This window comes from Brevibacterium sp. S111, from assembly GCF_004745075.1.
GTDB lineage: Bacteria > Actinomycetota > Actinomycetes > Actinomycetales > Brevibacteriaceae > Brevibacterium.
Map to the genome: position 1 here is coordinate 13,592 of NZ_RHFH01000008.1, position 19,308 is coordinate 32,899.

Below are 19,308 nucleotides of genomic sequence, written 5' to 3' on the forward strand. Positions count from 1 at the left end.
AGACGGACACGAGGCTCAACAGGCTGATTTCTACTCATCCACCCATCAGAGCGGTAGAAGTGTCACCACCAACACCGCCCACAGTGTCACCGATGTCCTGAGGTAGAACTGTTACCGAAGTCCTGCGACATAACACCCGCAGACGCAACCGTGCAGGACGCAACCGCAACCCTTCGCAATCTGGAATCCGACCGATGGGGTGTGGGAGACCAGTCAGCTCGACCTCTTCGGGCGCTCGGCGCCGTTCTCGGGGATTTGGCCGACCTCGGGCTTCATGCACGATGGCTCGGCCTACCGGCTTCCCGCGTCGGCGCTGCGCACAATCGCTTCCGGGTCTTCATCCTCGCCTACCGTGACGGCGCTGTTTCGGACGCCGCTGGCCTCGGACTCCTCGCGGGGCGGGGAGAGCCTGGACCAGGTGCGAGCGCGGCGGGGCACGATCGCCCTGTCGCATCAGATCATCGACTTCGCCCTGCACCGGCCGGATGGCTCGCCGGCCAGGCGGAACGAGTCGGAGACCCTGTTCGCGTTGATCGAGAGCATCTTCGCCGATGGGGGCGATACGCCTACGCCATCGCCCGGTGGGAGCACATCACCGGACGATGCGTCCCCGCGCCAGCGCTCGTGACCAAGGAGCAGATGCCGCGTCCAGCGCCGGAGTTCGTGGAATGGTTCATGGGCTTGCCGTCGGCCTGGGTCACGGGCCCCGAGCACGAACTGACACCGAATCAGCAGATCACCGCGCTGGGCAACGGGGTGCTGCCGCTCCAAGCGCTGACCGCGATCCAGGCGCTGACACCCGAGGGCGAATGACGCCGGACGCCGAGGGCTGCCCAGGTTCAGGACGTCGCCACCAGCCTTCAAGACCCCATCTCCGGGCTCCGTCACTGCGGCGCCCGGAGGGCTGGTAGGCCGGATTGTCCAAGGGTCAGGTGCAGCCGTTGTTCCTGATGGCCAACCTACCGATCTTGTTGTTCGCTGACCGTCTCGACTCGCCGGGTACGCCTGACTCACCTCGCAGGTGCAGGGCCAGCCACCGCTCCTGGTGGCTGGCCTACCGGGAGGAGGCTGCACGATGGCGACGAGGCAGGAGGAGGCCCGCCAGGCGCGGGAGGCGAAGCTCGACGAGCTCCACGAGAAGCTGACCGGCGCGGTCGAGCAGCTGGTCACGGGTGAGGACTGGGCCGATGCGCTGACGTTCGCCGCGAGGTTCCGGTCGCGCTCGTTCAACAACGTGATGCTCATCTGGGAGGCTCACGGGGCCAACTACGAAGCCGGAAACGTGCCCTCGCCGTTCCCCACGTATGTCGCCGGATACAAGCAGTGGCAGCAACTCGGCCGGCAGGTCGAGAAGGGCCAGGGCGGGTATCAGATCCTCGCTCCGGTCACCGGCAGGTTCGCCTCTGCGAACCCCTCGGACCCCGCCTCGTGGTATCGGCTGAATCGTGGCGAGAAGCCCAAGCCGGGCGAGGTGGTGCGCTCGCGGATGGTCGGGGTGCGTCCGGCCTACGTCTGGGATGTCTCGCAGACCGCCGGTGACCCGATCCCCGAGCCGCCGGAGCCGGCCCTGCTGGAGGGTGAGGCACCGGACGGGCTTTGGGAGGGGCTGGCCGGGCAGGTGGAGGCCGCCGGGTACGAGCTGGTGCGGGTGCCGCATGAGGGCATGATCGACGGCGCCAACGGGCGGACGAGCTTCACCGAGCGGTGGGTCGCGGTGCGCGAGAACATGGACCCCGCCGCACAGGTGAAGACACTGGCTCACGAGCTTGCCCATGTGCTGCTGCACGACCCCGACCAAGAGGACGCCCGCCAGCACCGCGGGATCGCCGAGGTCGAAGCCGAATCCGTCGCGCTCATGATCGGCGCTGCCCACGGAATGGACACCACCGGGTACACGATCCCGTACGTGGCCGGGTGGGCGGTGAACGTCGACGGCAAAGAGCCCGTCGAGATCGTCAAGGCCACCGGGGAACGAGTGCGCAAGGCCGCCGCCGGGATTCTCGACCAGCTCGACACCGCCCAGGTGCCCGATGGCACCCCGCCGGGTCTGACCCGCGAGATTCCGGACCGCAAGCTCCCGGAGCAGCGCTCGCCAGAACGAGGAGTGGAGCCGTTGCCTGAACCCGAGCGCGGCCGCGAGCGGTCTGGTGTCCAGGGGCGGGGGCTGTGATGGCCGCCCGGAGCAGGTTCACTGCCGCGGTGGCGCGGATGGATGCCTCCTGGACGCTGCCGCGGGCCGCGGCGGCATTCGCTGAGGCGGGGGTGCCGGTGTTCCCGTGCGCGCCGGAGGGCAAGCAGCCGATCACCCGGCGCGGGTTCCACGATGCGACCGCGGACACGGCGCAGGTGCAGGCGTGGTGGTCGCGGTTCCCGGCCGCGAACATCGGGATGCCCACCGGCGCCCGCAGCGGCGTGGTCGTCATGGACGTCGATGTGCACGGCGTCAACGGCTACGACGCCCTGCGCCGAGCGCGCCGGTCCGGGCTGGTGAACGGGTGGGAGACGATGGTGCGCTCACCGACCGGTGGCTTGCACATCTACTACCCGGCCGGGAGCGGCGAGCAGCCATCGTGGCAGGCCGGGAAAGCGGGGATCGACTTCCGCGGGGATCGCGGTTATATCATCGTCCCGCCCTCGCGCCGCCGGATCGACGGCGAGAGCGTGCTCTACCACCCCACCTCCTTCGCCCCGACCGACAGCCGGCCCCTGGACGCGCAGCGCCTGCGCGAGTTCCTGACCCCGCCCCGGCCCCGCCCGAAGGGGGTATGCCGGGATGGGGCGGCGCCGGTAGATGCGCAGCGGATGGCGTCATGGTTGGGCGGACAGAGCACGGATCGGAATCTCAAACTGTTCTGGGCCGCGTGCCGTCTGGCCGAGGGCAACGTGCCCGAGGACGAGGCACTGGATGCGTTCGTCCGCGTGGAGCAACCTGACTTCGGGGAGCGGGAGATCACCCGCACCGTCCAGTCGGCCTACCGCACCATCGCCACCGGGCCCCGAGGAACGCGTGGCCCCGAGACGCCATTGGCCGGGGCAGCCAGCGACCTCCTCACACCCGTCAAGGCAGACAGGCCGGCGTCGATGGGCAGGGGGCTGGGATGAACGCGCTCTGGGGCCGCCGGTGGGCGGTGGTCGCCGCGGCATCGGGCACGGTGCTGATCGGCGGCGGCGCGTTCTGGCTGAGCTTCGTCGCCCTGGCCGATCTGGCGGTGCGCTCGGGCATCGACGCGGGGCAGGCGTGGATATGGCCGCTGCTGGTCGATGGGCTGATCGTCGTCGCCACCGTCGCGGTCGTCGCCCTCGACCGGCACCGCTCGGCCTGGTATCCGTGGGCACTGCTCATCGCCGGCGCGCTGGTGTCGGTGACTGCGAACGCCGCCCACGCGATCGTGGCCGCCACCGCGTCCGTGCCGGGCCTGCTGGCCGCGACCGTCGCGGCCGTCCCGCCGCTGGTGCTGCTGGCGTCCACGCATCTGACCGTCGTCCTCACCCGCTCCACCAAGCCCCCCGAGGCCTCGACACCGCTGGCGGACGCGCTGGCCCGCGCACCGCGTCCGGCGCTGACCGAGGAGATGAGCGCGAGCCTCGTCGCACAGGTCGATCCTGTCCGGCCGCCGGAGCTGCCCGAGCGCGTTGCGCCAGCCGGCACCGAGCCAGAGACACCGCAGCCCCAGCCTCAACCTCAGGATGAGCCCGCCCTGACGCCGACGCCTGAACCGTCGGAGCCGGTGGGGGCCGGCCCGGGCCGTCGGGAGCGGGCAGAGGCGCTGCGTGAGGCGGGGTGGTCGAACAAGGCGATCGCCCGCGAGCTCGGCGTGCACGCCTCGACGGTTGGCCGCTGGTTCCCCCGGACCCCCGGCCCGGAGACCACGAAGGAAGAAGACAAGGAGAAGGAGTCTGATCATGAACCCCAACGAGTATGAGCATCCGGCCCGGCGCACACCGGCGCCTGAGGAGGCACGGCCCGACCCGGTGGAGGCGACGGGCGCACCCGATGCGATCCAGGCCGCCGACGTCGACCGCAAGCCCAACGCGGAGGCTGTTGATCCGGCGAAGCGGAAGGCCCGCGGGGTCGATTGGTTGCGCTCCTCGGACCTGCTGGCCCGTGGCAGCGGGGTCATCTCGCGCCTGGCCATCGACTTCGATGCCCATCTGGCCCACAAGGCCCATGATCCGCTGGCCCGCGGCGTCAAGGACGTGGCCTCCCGTGCGCGGGAGCTGCCGCCGATCTCGGCGTTCGGACGCGGCACCAGTCACGACAGCGCCGGGCGCGGCCCGGTCGGGATGAGCTGAGGTGACCGGCCATGACGACCACCGTGCCCGCCGATCTCGCAGGCCGCGCTTCGCGCGGTGGGGCGGGGTCGTGCACCTGCTCGCCAGGAGGTGCCTGAACCATGACGACCCCAACGATGACCGCCAGCGCCCCGGATGAGGGCGGCGGTGAGGACTACACGACCAGCGCCGGGTTGCGCGCCCTGCTGCGACGGCTCCACCAGGCCGGGGAGGGTGCGTGGGAGCACGACACCCTCGCCCGGGAGCTGATGCGGTTCGCCGCGGAGAAATACGGCGCGCTGGCCCGCAAGCACGGGTTGGACCCGTGGGAGGCCGCGTCCGCGGCGTTCGATGTGATGCGCACCCGCTCCGCCCGCGAGGCCGTCGATCCGTGGGGCGTGGTCACCCACGCGGTGCGAATCACCTGCATCGCCGAGGAACGCGCCCAAGGGCTGCTGTGCTCGACGCATCAGGCTCGCCGTCCGCACATCTCCGCGTTCCACGACGCCGAGCGCATCTCGGATCGGGAGACGCCGCTGTCGGAGTATCACCCGGCGTTCCAGGTCACCGACCCCGCACCCGAGGATCAGGCCGACCACGGCGAGGCAGCGTCGGCGCGATCATGCGTCTCGGCTGGCTCGGCGGTGGAGGACGCGATCGCTCTGGTGACGATGCTCGGCTGGGAGCCGGCAACCGCGCGGGCGTCGGTGGAGCACATCTGCGCAGCGCTGGCGAAAGCCGGGGCCAGGCACACCGCCTACGAGAACCTGCGCCGCGACAAGCATGCCCGCGCCTTTCTCGATCTGCCAGGCCGGTCGTGGACGGGGCTTCTCAAAGCGCTGCTGGGCAACCCGCACCCGGCGCTGGCGGCGACCAGCGCGGGCCGGGGTGTGCTGCTGCGGCTGCTGATCGGCGAGTCGCTGCCGATGCTGCTGTGCGATGACGACCTCGTGCTGACGATCTGCCTGGCCGCGCCCAAGCGCCGGAAGTAACACAACAAGGAAGGATCGGGGGTGAGCGGTAATGGGTATCGAGCTGGAACGCACGGTCGATTCGATCCAGGTCGGTGCCCGACACCGCACCGACCTCGGCGAGATCGAGGCGCTGGCGGCCTCGATCCACGAGCACGGCCTGTTGCAGCCGATCACCGTGACCCCCGAGGGGGTGCTGGTGTGCGGGCGGCGCCGGCTGGAGGCGATCCGCCGGCTGGGCTGGCGGAAGGTGAGCGTCTGGGTGCGCTCGGGCCTCTCGGACAGGCTCGGGCACCTGCTGGCCGAGCAGGACGAGAACCTGCACCGCAAGCCGCTGACCCAGCTCGAGGCCGCCGCCCTCTACCGGGAGCTCAAGCAGTTGATGGCCGAAGACGCCGCCCGGCGGCAGGCCGCCTCCCAGTTCAGCGCCGATCATCAGCCCGGAAGTGACGGTGGTGCAAAATTTGCACCACCGTCGAACGGGCCGGCAGGCAAGGCTCGCGAGCAGGCGGCGGCGATGATCCCCGGCGGTGCCTCGCATGCGACGTTGGAGAAGATCAGCCAGGTCCAGCGCATCGCCGACGACCCGCAGCAGCCCGAGCCGCTGCGGGAGCAGGCAGCCGCCGCCCTGGCGCAGATCGAGGCCGGCGGGCCGGTCGACCCGGCCTACCAGCGGGTGCGCGCCGCGGCGGCGGAGGCTGAGCAGGCCCGGCAAGCCGAGCTGCACGCGATGGCCGCCGACGCCGTCGCCCGCGTCACGACCTCAGGAGAGGGCAAACCTCGGAAGAAGCCCGGCTCCGCGGTGCCCGCGCAGGTGCCGGGGCGGTGGCCGGTGGCCGCGTTCGTGCAGACCTGGACCTCGTTGACCGGATGGTGGAACCACTACGACGCAGGCGAGCTCGCCGGAGAGCTCACAGAGGAGCAGGCCACGATCTTCCTGGATGTAGCCGAAGGCACGGCCGCGTTCGCCGCCCGCCTGCGCACCCTCCTCACCACCGACACCGGACAAGCCGAGGCAGGGCACGTCGAGGACAGCACCGATGCCGGTCCCGGCGGCGGGTCTGTCGAGACCGAGACCACTGCCGAGACCGAGACCACAGGCGAGACCGTGCCCTCGCGGCGGCATCTTCGCGCCCTCTAGATCGCGGACTCTCGCCCGGCGCCACTGTCGCGTGGGGTAGGGCCGGTGCACCTGGGCGGCATGAAGACTACCTCTGCCGACTCTCACTCACGTCAGCGTCTGATCGTGCTGCTGGCTGCCGGTCTGACCGTCCTGCTCCTCGCCGGGATCGGCGTCTACGGGCTGATCTTGGGGCCACGAACCGGGCCGCCCTCCGACGACGACGATGCGCCGGCGGCGACCGCGCCCTCAGAGCCTCCTCCCGCCTATCCCGAGCGGATCGCCCCGGTGCGAGCCAGCAGCGACCCGGACGTGTTCGCCCGCAACGTCGCCGAAGCGTTGTTCGCGTGGGATACCGGGGCGGGGTTCATGCCGCTGGACTACACCGCGGTGCTGATGGAGGTCGCCGACCCGACCGGCACCGAGCAGGCCGGGCTGGCCTCCGATATCGCCACCTACCTGCCCACGCGGGAGACATGGGGCGATCTGCGCCAGTACGCCACCACCCAGCACCTGGAGATCACCGACTCGTTCGTGCCCGAGGCGTGGGCGGACGCCGAGGCGCAGGCGCGACCGGGGCAACTGACCCAGGGCACCACGGCGATCACGATCGAGGGCGTCCGTCACCGAGCCGGGGTCTGGAACGACGAGGACGTCACCAGCGAGCACGAGGTGAGGTTCACCGTGTTTGTGATCTGTGAGCCCGCCTACGACACCTGCCATCTGCTGCGGCTGTCCGAGCTGGACAACCCCCTGCGCTGACCCGGAAGGAGAGGAGTGTCGTCGTGTTGAAGAAGCTCGCCATCGCCCTGCTCGCGCTGGTGCTCGCCGCACCGTTCATGTCGCTGGTGGGGATCGGGCTGCTGATGAACCCCGCCGCCACCGCGACGTGCACCGTCCCTGGCGGGAACATCATCGTCGGAGAGGTCCCCGACGAGCTCGACGTGGAAACCCGCGACGGGGAGACGTTCACCCTGAACCAGCAGCAGCTGACCCACGCGGCCACGATCATCGAGACCGGCTCGGGCATCGAGGGGGTCGGGCGCGACGGGATCATCATCGCGCTGATGGCGGCGCTGACCGAATCGACGCTGCGACAGCTGTCCAACACCAGCGTCTACCCGGAGTCGGCGGATTACCCCAACGACGGCGACGGCAGCGACAACGACTCCTTGGGCCTGTTCCAGATGCGGCCACAGGCCGGATGGGGCTCGGTCGAAGAGCTCATGGACACGACCTACCAGGCGGAGGCCTTCTTCGGCGGCCCGACCGGGCCGAATCATCCCTCGCCGCGCGGTCTGCTGAACATTCCCGGTTGGCAGGACATGGGCAAAGGCGAAGCGGCGCAGAGCGTGGAAGTCTCCGCGTACCCGGACAGGTACGACAACTACGAGCCCGTCGCCGAACAGATCATCGCCGCCCTCGCCGGCGCCGGCGGTCCCGCCACGGCCACCCCGGTCGCGCAGGCCGCGCCGGCGAACCCGTTGGCGGAGTCCTCGCGGGTGGTGTTCCCGTTGCCGGAAGGCACCTGGGTGCTCACCGACGAGTTCGGGCCGCGCACCCACCCGATCACCGGGGAGCAGTCCTTCCATACGGGAACGGACTTCTCGGCCCCCGACGGCACCGCGATCCTGGCGGCCGCGGATGGAACGGTGACCGTCGCCGAATACTCCGACCAGTGGGGCGGGCAGGTCGTCATCGAACACCAGATCGACGGCGCGACCGTGGCGACGGCGTACATCCATTCCTGGGCCGATGGCATCCATGTCGCTGCCGGCGACCAGGTGACGGCCGGGCAGCACATCGCTGATGTCGGCAGCTCGGGCATGTCCACCGGCCCCCACCTGCATTTCGAGGTCCGCGACGGCGGCACCGACGGGGAGCACATCGACCCGGCGCAGTGGCTCAACGCCAACGACGCCGCCGATCTGCCCGAGGCCGAGGTCGGCCCACCCGAGAACGGCTGCGACCCAGAGGGCGAGGGCGGCCAGGGCGGCGAGCCGGACCCGTTCGAGGGCGAGAACCCGGACGAGCTGGTCGATGACCCGACCACGGACGGGCAGATCACCCGCCGCACCCTCCACCTGTATGAGCAGACGGCCGCGGCGTTCCCCGAGACGACGTGGGCCTGCTACTCACCCCGCCCCGGCACGGTCTCGGAGCATCCGCTCGGGCGGGCGTGCGACCTGGCTTTCGGCAATGCCATCGGCCAGATGCCCACCCCACAGCAGCTCGAATACGGATGGGAGGTCACGAATTGGATGAAAGACCATGCCGAGGCCCTCGGGGTGGACTATCTCATCTGGCAGGACAAGATCTGGTCCCTCGCCCGCGATTCGGAAGGGTGGCGCGACTACGCCCACGGCACCGATATCACGACCCGTCATGAAGACCACCTCCATGTGACCGTCGCTGATTCGGGCGGTGATTCCTGATGGGCGTTTTCCCCGATTTCGAGGGCCTGGCCGGGATCGGTGACCTGGAAGAGGTCATCGGAGCATTGTTGACGTTCGTGCTGGTGATCGCGGTGCTGATGCTCATCGTATCGGGCATCATCTGGGCCATCGCCTCCTCGACGGGGAACTACGCCGCCGCCGGCAAGTCCCGCACCGGCGTGCTCGTCGCCCTGGGGGCGGCGATCCTCGCCGGCGGCGGGGTCGCGTGGATGAACTGGCTCATCGGCGTCGGCCAGCAGCTCTGACCCCGCCACTTGGCGGCATCGCGCTCCTTCCCGGCTCGCCGGGGGCGGGCGCTTCTGCGTGTCTGGGAAGGCGGGTGCACCTGATCGCGAGAACCCCTCTCTCGCCGTAGCCACAAAGGAGCGCCCTGCCATGACCATCCTGACCCTCGTCACCGAAGCCGCCAGCCTCGTGCCGGTCATCCCGGCCGAGATCGACATCAACCCCAATGACTCGGGGCTACCCGGAATCGACCAACTGCGCACCATCGTCGGCGCGATCATGACCGTCGGCCTGATTCTCAGCGTCTTGGCATTGATCGTCTCCGCGATCGTGTGGGGTTTCGGCTCCAATTCCTCGAATCCGCATTTGAGCGGGAGGGGAAAGATCGGCGTTCTGATCTCCTGCGGTGCGGCGGTGATCTGCGGCGCGAGCGTCACATTGATCAATTTCTTCTGGAACGTCGGCCAAAGCGTCTGAAACCGACTCGCGTCGACCCTGCTCTGTAAGGGAGGTTTGCGATGGCGCTGTGCGATATCCCCGTCATCTCCAATGTCTGCGATTCCGCCGGTGAGGCCGCTGCGTCGCTGATCTCTGCACCGTTCGACTGGTTCGCCCAAGCCGTCGGCGGGGCGGCGGGTTGGCTACTGGAGGCGATGTGGACGGTGTTCGACACCACCACGATGGTCGATGTCACCCAAGACGGCTACGTGTCCGTCTACAACCTGCTGTTCGGGATCGGGGTGTTCATCATCCTGATCTTCTTCTGCTTCCAGCTCATCCTCGGCCTGATCCGCCGAGACCCCATCGCCCTGAGCCGGGCGGCACTCGGGGCGGGGAAAGCCGTGCTCGGATCGTTCGTGGTCATCACCCTGGCCGCCCTCGCACTGGAGATCACCGATCAGCTGACCACCGGGATCGTCCAGGCCGCCGGGGAGACCACCGAGTCGATGGGCGACAAGATCATCCTGCTGGCCGCCGGGCTGACCGCCATCAACGTCTCCGCCCCCGGCGTCGGCGCGATCGTCACGATCTTCCTGGGCGGGCTGATGGTCGCCGCGATCGCGATCGTCTGGTTCAGCTTGCTGATCAGAAAGGCGCTGCTGCTGATCGCCATCGTGCTCGCGCCTTTGGCGTTCGCGGGGGCGGCGTGGGATGCCACCCGCGGGTGGATCGGCAAATGGGCCGCGTTCGTCCTCGCCCTGATCATCAGCAAGCTCGTGCTGGTCGTGGTGTTCCTCATCGCGATCACCCAGATGGCGACCCCCATCGAGGCGGACCTGACCGCGATCACCGAGCCGATCACCGGGATCGTGATGCTCGCGATCGCCGCGTTCGCCCCGTACATGGTATACCGCGTCATCGCGTTCCTCGGCTTCGACCTCTACAACGCCATGGGGAGCGAACAAGAAGCCAAGAACGCGATGAACCGGCCGGTGCCGGTCCCCGCCAAGCCGCAGGGCGACGGACCGAAGAAGGTCCTCGACGACGGCAACAACAAGGGAGGCGGAGGCGGCGGTGACGATCCGCCCCCACCCGGCGGCGGTGGAGGCGGCGGGAACCCGCCCCCGCCCGGTGGCGGAGGGGGTGGCGGCACCCCACCACCTCCCGGCGGCGGCGCCGGCGCGGGAGCCGGCGCAGGGGCGGGCGCGGGCGCTGGTGGTTCTGCCGCCGGAGCCGGGGCCGCAGCAGGACCCGCCGCGGCCGTGGTGATCGGCGCGGAGGTCGCCAAGAAGGCCGCCACCGCCGGCCCGGAGGCCGGGAAGGCCGTCGGCTCTCAGGCCGAGGCCGCCACCGACGGCGCCAACCAGAACACCGACAGCAGTGGCGGCGGCAGCGGTGGGTCGCCTGCCTCGCAGGCGCCCCCGCATCAGAATCCGCAGCCCCACGCCCCGTCTGGCCCGAACCCGCCTCCAGCCGGCGGTGACGCTAAGCCGCCGGCGGGCGGGAAGGAGTGAGACCTGTGAGCACAAAACACAGCATCGAGGACGCCGGCACGAGCACGGGCACCGAGTTGGTGCCGGTGAAGTTCTCCCGCTTGACGCGCCGCGGCGTGTTGTTGGGACTGTCCGCCTCGCAGCTCGCGGCCCTGGGCGTGGGCGTCCTGGCCCTGGTGGGCGCGTTCTACGCCGGCGGCGGGATGCTTATCGCCTACACCGCACCGGTCTGGATGCTCTCGATCGTGCTGACCTGGATGCGCATCGCGGGCCGTCCGCTCGTGGAATGGATACCCGTGGCCGGCTGGTGGCTCTGGCGCACCACGGGCGGCCAGCTGCTGTATCGGCGCCGGATCGTGGCGCCCCGGCCGGCGGGAACGCTCGCGCTGCCCGGCGACATGGCCAGGCTGCGCGAACATCTGGACCCCGAGACGGGAGCCGGGATGATCCACGACCCCCATCAGGGCACGTTGACGGTGGTGTGCCAGGTACGGCATCCCGCGTTCGTGCTGCTGGACCCGGCCGAGCAGCATCGCCGGGTCACGTCCTGGGGGCGGGTGCTGGCGACCGTGTGCCGGTCGGGGCGGATCGCGACCCTCCAAGTGCTGGAGAGGACCCTGCCGGACTCGGGCACCGGCTTAGCGGAGTGGTGGGCCGCCCACGGCACGCAGGATGACTCGTGGGCCTCGACCACCTACCAAGAACTCATCGACCGGGCCGGCCCCGCCGGGGAACGTCATGCGACCACCATCTCGCTGTCGCTGGACATGAAGGCCGCCGCCCGTCAGATCCGGACCGCCGGCGGTGGCCTGCGCGGGGCCGCCGGGGTGCTGCGGCAGGAGATGGGCACCCTGACCGCCGCGCTACGGTCCGCGGACCTCACCCCGACCGGGTGGCTGACACCGGGCCAGATCGCGGTGACCCTTCGCAGCGCCTACGATCCTGCGGTCGCGGCCACGCTGGAGCGCCACGGCGAGCTCGGTCAGTCTTTGGCGACGGCCGGACCGGTGGCGGTGAACGAGTCCTGGACGAGCCTGCGCACCGATTCGGCTCGTCACGTCGTGCTCTGGATCAGCGAGTGGCCCCGCTCGCTGGTCTTCCCAGGATTCCTGGCCCCGCTGGTGCTCTCCTCCGGGATCGGACGGGCGCTGTCGCTGCTCTACACCCCGATGCGCACCGATCAGGCCGCCCGCGACATCCGCAAGAAGAAAGTGGAGCACATCTCCGACGCGGCACAGCGGCGACGGATCGGTCAGATCGAGGACGCGAGCCAGACCGCCGAATACGAAGACGTGCTGCAACAGGAGGCCGATCTGACCGCCGGACACGGGGTGCTGCGTCCTTCCGGACTCATCGCCGTCTCCGCGCCGACGACCGAGGAGCTGGACGCGGCGGTCTCGGCGGTCGAGCAGGCCGCGATCCAGGCCTCCTGCGAGACCAGGCGGCTGGTCGGGCAGCAGGCCGCGGCGTTCACCGCCGCCGCCCTGCCCCTGGCCCGCCACATCTGACCCGGTCGCCGGGGTGCACCTGCTGGGCATCCGTGACCGTTCATCATCCGGGAGGCCCGTCATGCCCACGTTCTACGACCCTGTCGCCGACGCCAGCGAAGCATCGGAGGCGCTACGCGGCCTGGCCCACGCCAGCCGCGACTTCACCCACCCCGAAGACGCTTACGGGGTGATCGGCGACCTGCTTGCCGCGGCCCGCCGGTTCGAGCAGGTCCTCGACCAGCTCGCCCGCATCCATGCCGAGCCCGACGGCCGGGCCTTCGACGATCACGGCGACCAGGCCGCCGGCGTTCGTGACGCCAGCGAGACCGCGGTCGAGCTGAGCCGAGCCGCCCGCGTGCTCGGCCTGGCCGAGGAGCGGCTGAACGCCGCCTCGCAGGCTGCCGGACGCATCGCCTGGCACCCCGCCGCCGTGGACGCGGTTCAGGCGGAGGCCCCGGTGTCGCGGTGGGTGAACGTCGTGTTCCTCCAAGGCGGCGAGGCTGACGAGGTGCTGTGGCTGATCGACCGTGACGGCCCCGACGCCGCGATCGAGCACCTGGCCGGTTACGACTACGGCGCCGAGACCACGGACGCGGCGATGGAGAACGGCTACGTCTACGACACGCCACCGGTGGCCGCGCTCGACAAAGAGGCGACCTCGGGCGAGTACACGATGACCTACAACCCCGACATGGGGCATGTCGGCCTCTACCGCCGCCACCCGATCCCGCCCGAAGACAGCCTCGACGCCGAGACCCCCGCGCCCGCACCGACCGCCCCGGCCCAGGGTGCAGGCGGTGTCGCCGGTGGCGCGGCAGGCGCAGGAGCCGCGATGGGTGCCGGCGCGGCGACCGGTGCCGCAGCGGCGCTATCAAGACGGGCCACTGGGCCTCGCGATCCCGTCGCCCGCGGGCACCAGAGGCCCGCGCACACGGCGAAAGGCGAGCCGCCGATGCCGGAGACGGACGGGTCCTGGTTCGCCCATCCCGGAGTCGCGGCCGTCAAACGCGATCGCGGCCTCGGCCTCTGAGTCACCCCGGTTCGTGGTGCCGTCGATCCCCAGCGGGTCGGCGGCATCGCCGCGTTCCGGGGTCGGCCTGGTGCACCTTGGCCGCATCACCGTGTTCGCACCCGTCTGGGAAGGTCGCCGATGCCCACATACGAAAAGGAACGTCTGCATACCGCGGTGCTGGTCGCTCCGGCAGCGGAGCGGCGCCGGCTGCGCAAGCAGCGCCGCCAGGCCGCCGCGAAGCTCCAGGCCGAGCAGAAGCGGCAGGAGATGGCCGAGGCGAAAGCCAAAACCGCCGCCGAGCGTGCCGAACGCAGGGCCACCCGGTACCTGCCCGCCGCGGGAGAGCCCGGCCCGGCCGCGCTGAGATCGCCGGTCCGGTTCCGGCTGCCGCGGCACCAGGACACCTCCGCAACGCTCGCGGCACAGTACCCGTTCCTCGCCGAAGGCGGCCTCGGTGCTGCGGGCGTGTTCGTCGGCCAAGACCTCTACTCGGGAGGAAGCTTCGTCTACGACCCGTGGGTGCTGTACCAGGCCGGGGTCATCACCGCCCCGAACCTGGTGCTCGCCGGCATCGTCGGTTCGGGGAAGTCCTCGCTGGCGAAGTCGCTCTACACCAGGAGCCTGCCATTCGGCCGGCGCGTGTATGTGCCCGGTGATCCGAAGGGCGAGCACACCGAGATCGCCCGAGCGGTCGGAGGCCGGGCGATCCAGCTCGGCCACGGCCTGCCCACCAGGCTCAACCCGCTCGATGAGGGATACCGGCCCAGCGGGCTCAGCGACGCCGAATGGGAAACCACCGTCGCATCACGCCGCCGCGATCTGATCGGAGCGTTGACGGAGACGGTGCTGGCCCGATCGATGTCACCGTTAGAGCACACCGCGATCGACACCGCTTTGACCGAGACCGTGCGTGAGAACACGGTGCCGATCCTGCCGATGGTCGTCAACCATCTGCTGCACCCCTCCAACGACCCCGACGGGCGCCTGGCCGAGGACGGACGGATCGTGGGCCACGCGCTGCGCCGACTCGTCGCCGGTGATCTGTCCGGGTTATTCGACGGCCCCAGCACGGAGGTGTTCGATCCGACGCTGCCGATGGTCTCTCTCGATCTTTCCCGCGTCACGGAGAACTCCACCCTCGTATCGGTGCTGATGACCTGTTCGAGCGCGTGGATGGAGTCGGCGCTGCTGGACCCGAACGGCGGGCAGCGCTGGTGCATCTACGACGAAGCCTGGCGGCTGATGAGCGAGCCGGCGCTGTTGAAAAGGATGGATGCGCACTGGAGGCTTGCCCGCGCCTACGGCATCAGCAACATGCTGATCTTCCACAAGCTCACCGACCTGGAGAACGTCGGCGACCAGGGATCGGCCATGAGATCGCTCGCCAACTCCCTGCTCGCCAATGCGGAGTCGAGGATCATCTACCGGCAGGAGTCCGACCAGCTCGGCACCACCGCCAAGACCCTCGGACTCACCGGCACCGAACGCGAACTGCTGCCGACGCTGGGCACCGGGCAAGGGCTGTGGCGGATCAAGGACCGATCCTTCGTCGTTCAGCACCAGCTCCACCCGGCCGAATACGAGCTCTTCGACACCACCAGACGTATGGTCGAGAAAAGCTAAAAGTTCGCGCTATTTCTGAAGGTTTCGGCGGGAAATTTCTGCGGTCGATGATGTTGACAGACTAGTCGAAAGCGGATGTTCGGGGAAGGTGCTTTCTCACTTGCCGGGGCCGGCTATCGCGGCGGCGGCGAATCGTGAGCGGGTGCCGGGTCGATCTCGGCTGCGAGTACGGCGAGAAGCGCGGAGGCCTGTTCGGCGACGACGGTCTCCCGCTCGCGGGAGATGCCCTCGGTCTCCAGATCGGCGGGAGCCTGGTTCTCGGCGATCAATCGGGGAAGCTCCGCGCTGAGGACCGCAGCCCGGCGGAGCGCGCCAGGCGGGGAGCCCGCCTGTTCCCAGGCGCGGAGGACAGCCTGCCGGATCAGGTCCATCGCTTCGGCGTCGACTGAACCGATGGCGTCGAAGGCCATGTGCCGGGAGAACGCCCTGCTGGCCAGAGTGCGGGCTACTTCCTCGTCTCGGGTCGTTGCGACGTCCATGACTTCGACTCTAGGACGATCAACGCCCACCGGGTAGTGGCCCGGTAGGATCGCGTCCAGCGCGATGCCCAGCCTGGGGGCGGCATGCGCGGGCGCGGGCGGTGCACCTGGGCGGCATGAGACGACACGCCACCCAGCCCGAGCCTGCGCCGGTATCGATGCGCACCGTGATCCTCGACATCCAGACCGACGGGTCGATGACCGTCACCATCGACGGCGCCTCGTACCTGCCCGAGGAGGGGGCATGGGTGCGGGCGTCGTTCCCGCAGATCATCGACCACGCCAGCGATGAGCGCACCGTGCCGGTGCGGGTCGAGGTGCACGAGGCCGACGGCACGAGCTTCACCGAACTCCTCCCGGCCCGGTCACCCCGCCCCGAGCCGGCAGCCGAGCCCGCGCCGAAGCGGAAGAAGGACAAGCCGGCGTCGCCTGCGCTCATCGAGATCACCGGCGAGGGATTCGTCGCCGGCGAGGACGTGGCCTGCTGCGTCATCGTCTCGCACACCGACGCCACCCCGCACGGCACCGCCCGCGCCGTCCTTGAACCGAAGCAGGTCAAAGGGGTCGGTGAGGTGGTGCTGGTCGGGCGCATCTCCGGCACCGTCGTGACCCGGAGGCTGCCATGAGTACCCCGCAGGGCCGGCAGACCGGCAGCTTCGGCGACGAGCTGACCAACGCCGCGATGATTGCCCTGGTCGGGGTGTTCGGCCTCGCGCTCGTCCTGCGCGGCGCCGGGTCGGTGGCGACGTTCCTCACCGGCGTGGCGCAACCGGCGGCCGGGCCTGCCGCCGGGATCGGGGTGCTGTTCCGGCCGGGCGATCCCGCCGGCGCGCTCGATGCCCCAGGGTTGCATCCGTTCGCGTACTGGGCCGTGGCCGCGGTGCTGCTTGCCGGCCTGGTCGCCGGGGGCTGCTGGGTCTGGATGCGGCTGCGAAGGCATGCGCGCAAAGCCTCGACCGACCCGCACACCACCGCCGGCATCGCGACCCGCCACGAGGTCGCTGCCACCGCTTCCTCGACGGCTCTACTGAAACGCGCCCGGAACCTGCGGCCCTCGCTGGACAAGCCCGAGCCGGCAGACGTGGGCTACCGGATCGGCACCAGCCGGGGCCGGGAGGTCTGGGCATCGGTGGAAGACTCGATTCTGCTCATCGGACCGCCCCGAAGCGGCAAGGGCCTGCACATCGTGATCCCCGCGATCCTCGATGCGCCCGGCGCGGCCGTGGTCACCAGCACCCGCCCCGACAACCTCACTGCCTGTCTGCGCGCCCGCAAACGCGTCGGGCCGGTCGCGGTGTTCGACCCCCAGCATCTCGCCGAGGGATTGCCGGCGGGGATGCGCTGGTCACCCATCCGTGGCTGTCACGATCCGCTCACCGCGATGATCCGCGCCACCGGTCTCGCCTCGGCCACCGGTCTCTCGGCTGGCGGGGTCGAGTCCGGTGGGTTCTGGGAAGGCAAGACCCGCACCGCGCTCCAGGCCCTCCTGCACGCTGCGGCCCTGGATGACCGCTCACCGGCCGAACTGTTCCGCTGGACGCTCGATCCCTCCGCCGCGGCGGAGGCTGTCGCGATCCTCACCAACTCACCCGATGCGGCGACCGGGTGGGCGGACTCGCTGGAATCGATGATCGATGCCGACCCCAGGACCCGCGACTCGATCTGGCAAGGCGTCTCCTTGGCGCTCGGAGCCCTGGCCGACCCCAGGGTGCTCGACGCGGTCAGTCCCGGCCCCGGTGAGGACTTCGACCCCGAGAGGTTCATCCGCGACAAAGGCACCCTGTTCCTTCTGGCCACCGGCGCCGGAGCCGGAGCCAGCGCGGCACTGGTGGCGGCGCTGGTCGAAGACCTCGTGGAGACCGCCCGCCGGATCGCCGCCCGGTCGCCCGGTGCGAGGCTGGACCCGCCGCTGCTGCTTGCCCTGGACGAGATCGCGAACCTCGCCCCGCTGCCCTCGTTGCCGATCTTGATGGCGGAAGGAGGCGGCACGGGGATCACCTGCATGCCGGTCTTGCAGTCGCTCGCGCAGGCTCGCGACCGGTGGAACGAGAACCAGGCCAACGCGATCTGGGATGCGAGCATCGTGAAGATCATCCTCGGTGGCGCCTCCAGCTCCAAAGACCTCCAGGACCTGAGCACCTTGATCGGCGAGCGGGATGAGTACACCGACAGCGTCACCTTGGGCGATCACGGCACCCGCCAGAACCAGCGGTCGGTGCGCCGAGTGGCGATCTTCCCGCCAGACCGCATCCGCACCCTCGCTTTCGGCACCGCGGTCACTCTGCTGCGCGCTGCTCCGCCCATCGTGACCGACCTGCGCGCCTGGCCGGCCCACCCAGATGCCGCGCGGTTGAAAGCGGATCGCGAAGAGATCGAGTCTCTGCTGCGCCGCCCCGACCGCCCCTGACAGGTCGGATCGGATCGCCGTCGTGCACCTGGCTGGCACAGCGGACGACACCACCTGTGACCGTCCCCATCAGACAGGAGCAGCACGATGGCCGAACAAGAACACCCTGGACCAGGCCGGGAGCCCGAGCCGCAGGCGGATGTGCGCGAGTCCTTCAAAGGTCGCATCACATCCGAGCCGACTCTGGGCACCACGCAGACGGGCAAGGCGAAGTTCTACGCGAAGGTCGAGCAGCGCCACTGGCGCTACGAGGACGACGGCACCTACACGCGGCTGCCGAACACCTATCACGATCTCGTGGCCTACAAGGGCGTCGCCGTCCGTGCGTACAAGAACTATGAAAAGAACGACTTCTTCATCGCCGAGGGGCGCATGGAGGACTACCGCAGCAAGAGCACGGGGCAGATGAAGCAGCGGTTCGTCGCCACCGCGTTCGGTCACAACATGGCCCACACCGACTACGAGGTCGACCGCACCCCACGCCGCGAGCAGGCCCAGCGCCCCGCCGCCGAACGCGAGGCCGCTTCACGCCGACTCGCCGGAGGCGAGACCCCCGCACAGCCGCAGGCAGCCGAGCGTCAGACGCCCGAGCGTGAGGCACCGGCCGCGTTCGCCCCGCCGGAGCACCGGTCAGATCGGCAGCCGCCGGCGATGGGCCTGTGAGGAAGGGAGCCACGATCATGACCGAACCGACGTTCAACCAGACCGATCCTGACCGGCCGCAGACCGACGAGACCCCCGATGACGACCTCGACCTCGACGACGAGTACGACGAGGAGGGATATGACGGTGAGGAGGAGGAAGAACCCGGCCCGCCGCATCCGGTGAACTGGTATCTGCTGCGCGCCGACGAGCTCGAAAAGGAGTGGTACGCGCTCAACCGGTGGGTCGAGACCATCCGCCGCACCTACGGGCTCCCCGCCAGCGTGATCCCGCCGTTCTGGCACCGACACGACGAACTGCTGTGGGAACTCAGCAGCCTGCATCTGCACTGGCTCTGCGCCTACCACCCCGAGCAGACCGGCTCCGCCCCGTTCGGCTGGCACCGCGACTTCGCCGACGCTCGACAGCGGCTGCGCGAATGGGTCGCCGCCTCCGGCACACGCCTGGACCGCGACCGACCCACGAGGCAGACGACCTGGCCCGGCGAGGACCCCGCCGACCCTGTGGAGGACGTGTTCGTCGCCGACCGCGACCGCGACTTCGTCGAGTACGTCGCCGAACAGGTCGCCGAACGCCGCGCCGCCGAAGACGCCTTCTACGCCGGCGCCGACGCACGAACCGGGGAACTGCCGTGAGCACCACGACAGCACAAGACG

At 69.9% G+C, this 19,308-nt stretch carries 21 protein-coding genes; 20 read left to right on the forward strand and 1 reads right to left on the reverse strand.

Annotated features, from left to right (window positions below; translation table 11 throughout):
- The first annotated feature begins 199 nt into the window (after window positions 1-199).
- The 16 genes from EB836_RS10410 (at window position 200) to EB836_RS10485 (ending at window position 15,103) form a co-directional block, all read left to right on the forward strand.
- The gene (locus EB836_RS10410; RefSeq protein ID WP_135540135.1) at window positions 200-628 is read left to right on the forward strand and encodes a hypothetical protein; all 429 of its coding nucleotides are present in this window, start codon (window positions 200-202) and stop codon (window positions 626-628) included.
- Between the two features lie 11 nt (window positions 629-639).
- Window positions 640-813: a hypothetical protein gene (locus tag EB836_RS18170; RefSeq protein WP_167854426.1), complete on the forward strand. Its 174-nt coding sequence runs from the start codon at window positions 640-642 to the stop codon at window positions 811-813.
- Between the two features lie 262 nt (window positions 814-1,075).
- Window positions 1,076-2,170, forward strand: a complete 1,095-nt coding sequence (locus EB836_RS10415; RefSeq protein ID WP_135540136.1) for an ArdC-like ssDNA-binding domain-containing protein — start codon at window positions 1,076-1,078, stop codon at window positions 2,168-2,170.
- Between the two features lie 38 nt (window positions 2,171-2,208).
- Window positions 2,209-3,102: a bifunctional DNA primase/polymerase gene (locus EB836_RS10420; protein ID WP_135540447.1), complete on the forward strand. Its 894-nt coding sequence runs from the start codon at window positions 2,209-2,211 to the stop codon at window positions 3,100-3,102.
- The gene (locus EB836_RS10425) at window positions 3,099-3,923 is read left to right on the forward strand and encodes a DUF2637 domain-containing protein (protein ID WP_205683350.1); all 825 of its coding nucleotides are present in this window, start codon (window positions 3,099-3,101) and stop codon (window positions 3,921-3,923) included. The genes EB836_RS10420 and EB836_RS10425 overlap by 4 nt, the downstream gene beginning before the upstream one ends.
- Window positions 3,904-4,293, forward strand: a complete 390-nt coding sequence (locus tag EB836_RS10430) for a hypothetical protein (RefSeq protein ID WP_135540138.1) — start codon at window positions 3,904-3,906, stop codon at window positions 4,291-4,293. The genes EB836_RS10425 and EB836_RS10430 overlap by 20 nt, the downstream gene beginning before the upstream one ends.
- Window positions 4,294-4,394: 101 nt before the next feature.
- Window positions 4,395-5,264, forward strand: a complete 870-nt coding sequence (locus tag EB836_RS10435; protein WP_135540140.1) for a hypothetical protein — start codon at window positions 4,395-4,397, stop codon at window positions 5,262-5,264.
- A gap of 31 nt (window positions 5,265-5,295) precedes the next feature.
- A complete protein-coding gene (locus tag EB836_RS10440) occupies window positions 5,296-6,384 on the forward strand; it encodes a ParB N-terminal domain-containing protein (RefSeq protein ID WP_135540142.1) in 1,089 nt (362 codons plus the stop codon).
- Between the two features lie 60 nt (window positions 6,385-6,444).
- Window positions 6,445-7,125: a hypothetical protein gene (locus EB836_RS10445; RefSeq protein ID WP_135540144.1), complete on the forward strand. Its 681-nt coding sequence runs from the start codon at window positions 6,445-6,447 to the stop codon at window positions 7,123-7,125.
- Window positions 7,126-7,148: 23 nt separating this feature from the next.
- Complete coding sequence (locus EB836_RS10450) at window positions 7,149-8,798, forward strand: M23 family metallopeptidase (protein ID WP_135540146.1); 1,650 nt, start codon at window positions 7,149-7,151, stop codon at window positions 8,796-8,798.
- On the forward strand, window positions 8,798-9,064 hold the full coding sequence (locus EB836_RS10455; RefSeq protein WP_135540148.1) for a DUF6112 family protein: 267 nt from the start codon (window positions 8,798-8,800) through the stop codon (window positions 9,062-9,064). The genes EB836_RS10450 and EB836_RS10455 overlap by 1 nt, the downstream gene beginning before the upstream one ends.
- A gap of 130 nt (window positions 9,065-9,194) precedes the next feature.
- A complete protein-coding gene (locus EB836_RS10460; RefSeq protein ID WP_135540150.1) occupies window positions 9,195-9,521 on the forward strand; it encodes a DUF6112 family protein in 327 nt (108 codons plus the stop codon).
- Between the two features lie 41 nt (window positions 9,522-9,562).
- Window positions 9,563-10,999: a conjugal transfer protein TrbL gene (locus EB836_RS18285; protein ID WP_205683351.1), complete on the forward strand. Its 1,437-nt coding sequence runs from the start codon at window positions 9,563-9,565 to the stop codon at window positions 10,997-10,999.
- Window positions 11,000-11,004: 5 nt separating this feature from the next.
- Complete coding sequence (locus EB836_RS10470; RefSeq protein WP_205683352.1) at window positions 11,005-12,486, forward strand: PrgI family protein; 1,482 nt, start codon at window positions 11,005-11,007, stop codon at window positions 12,484-12,486.
- A gap of 61 nt (window positions 12,487-12,547) precedes the next feature.
- Window positions 12,548-13,498: a hypothetical protein gene (locus tag EB836_RS18175; RefSeq protein WP_167854427.1), complete on the forward strand. Its 951-nt coding sequence runs from the start codon at window positions 12,548-12,550 to the stop codon at window positions 13,496-13,498.
- A gap of 120 nt (window positions 13,499-13,618) precedes the next feature.
- Window positions 13,619-15,103, forward strand: a complete 1,485-nt coding sequence (locus tag EB836_RS10485) for an ATP-binding protein (RefSeq protein WP_135540154.1) — start codon at window positions 13,619-13,621, stop codon at window positions 15,101-15,103.
- 113 nt (window positions 15,104-15,216) lie between these two features.
- Here the strand turns inward: EB836_RS10485 and EB836_RS10490 are convergent, their stop codons facing one another.
- On the reverse strand, window positions 15,217-15,582 hold the full coding sequence (locus tag EB836_RS10490; protein ID WP_135540156.1) for a hypothetical protein: 366 nt from the start codon (window positions 15,580-15,582) through the stop codon (window positions 15,217-15,219).
- A gap of 116 nt (window positions 15,583-15,698) precedes the next feature.
- On the opposite strand from EB836_RS10490, the gene EB836_RS10495 reads away from it, so the two are divergent.
- From EB836_RS10495 to EB836_RS10510, 4 genes are all read left to right on the forward strand, one after another.
- Window positions 15,699-16,208 (forward strand): hypothetical protein, encoded by a 510-nt coding sequence (locus EB836_RS10495; RefSeq protein WP_135540158.1) that lies wholly within the window; start codon window positions 15,699-15,701, stop codon window positions 16,206-16,208.
- Window positions 16,205-17,989: a TraM recognition domain-containing protein gene (locus EB836_RS10500; protein ID WP_135540160.1), complete on the forward strand. Its 1,785-nt coding sequence runs from the start codon at window positions 16,205-16,207 to the stop codon at window positions 17,987-17,989. The genes EB836_RS10495 and EB836_RS10500 overlap by 4 nt, the downstream gene beginning before the upstream one ends.
- A gap of 87 nt (window positions 17,990-18,076) precedes the next feature.
- On the forward strand, window positions 18,077-18,652 hold the full coding sequence (locus EB836_RS10505; RefSeq protein ID WP_135540162.1) for a single-stranded DNA-binding protein: 576 nt from the start codon (window positions 18,077-18,079) through the stop codon (window positions 18,650-18,652).
- A 17-nt stretch (window positions 18,653-18,669) separates the two neighbouring features.
- Window positions 18,670-19,287, forward strand: a complete 618-nt coding sequence (locus EB836_RS10510) for a hypothetical protein (protein ID WP_135540163.1) — start codon at window positions 18,670-18,672, stop codon at window positions 19,285-19,287.
- Window positions 19,288-19,308: the final 21 nt, after the last annotated feature.

Coding starts and splice junctions, on each gene's coding strand:
- EB836_RS18170 (WP_167854426.1), top strand. CDS start 640: ATGCCGCGTCCAGCGCCGGAGTTCGTGGAATGGTTCATGGGCTTGCCG.
- EB836_RS10415 (WP_135540136.1), top strand. CDS start 1,076: ATGGCGACGAGGCAGGAGGAGGCCCGCCAGGCGCGGGAGGCGAAGCTC.
- EB836_RS10420 (WP_135540447.1), top strand. CDS start 2,209: ATGGATGCCTCCTGGACGCTGCCGCGGGCCGCGGCGGCATTCGCTGAG.
- EB836_RS10425 (WP_205683350.1), top strand. CDS start 3,099: ATGAACGCGCTCTGGGGCCGCCGGTGGGCGGTGGTCGCCGCGGCATCG.
- EB836_RS10430 (WP_135540138.1), top strand. CDS start 3,904: ATGAACCCCAACGAGTATGAGCATCCGGCCCGGCGCACACCGGCGCCT.
- EB836_RS10435 (WP_135540140.1), top strand. CDS start 4,395: ATGACGACCCCAACGATGACCGCCAGCGCCCCGGATGAGGGCGGCGGT.
- EB836_RS10440 (WP_135540142.1), top strand. CDS start 5,296: ATGGGTATCGAGCTGGAACGCACGGTCGATTCGATCCAGGTCGGTGCC.
- EB836_RS10445 (WP_135540144.1), top strand. CDS start 6,445: ATGAAGACTACCTCTGCCGACTCTCACTCACGTCAGCGTCTGATCGTG.
- EB836_RS10455 (WP_135540148.1), top strand. CDS start 8,798: ATGGGCGTTTTCCCCGATTTCGAGGGCCTGGCCGGGATCGGTGACCTG.
- EB836_RS10460 (WP_135540150.1), top strand. CDS start 9,195: ATGACCATCCTGACCCTCGTCACCGAAGCCGCCAGCCTCGTGCCGGTC.
- EB836_RS18285 (WP_205683351.1), top strand. CDS start 9,563: ATGGCGCTGTGCGATATCCCCGTCATCTCCAATGTCTGCGATTCCGCC.
- EB836_RS18175 (WP_167854427.1), top strand. CDS start 12,548: ATGCCCACGTTCTACGACCCTGTCGCCGACGCCAGCGAAGCATCGGAG.
- EB836_RS10485 (WP_135540154.1), top strand. CDS start 13,619: ATGCCCACATACGAAAAGGAACGTCTGCATACCGCGGTGCTGGTCGCT.
- EB836_RS10490 (WP_135540156.1), bottom strand. CDS start 15,582: ATGGACGTCGCAACGACCCGAGACGAGGAAGTAGCCCGCACTCTGGCC.
- EB836_RS10495 (WP_135540158.1), top strand. CDS start 15,699: ATGAGACGACACGCCACCCAGCCCGAGCCTGCGCCGGTATCGATGCGC.
- EB836_RS10500 (WP_135540160.1), top strand. CDS start 16,205: ATGAGTACCCCGCAGGGCCGGCAGACCGGCAGCTTCGGCGACGAGCTG.
- EB836_RS10505 (WP_135540162.1), top strand. CDS start 18,077: ATGGCCGAACAAGAACACCCTGGACCAGGCCGGGAGCCCGAGCCGCAG.
- EB836_RS10510 (WP_135540163.1), top strand. CDS start 18,670: ATGACCGAACCGACGTTCAACCAGACCGATCCTGACCGGCCGCAGACC.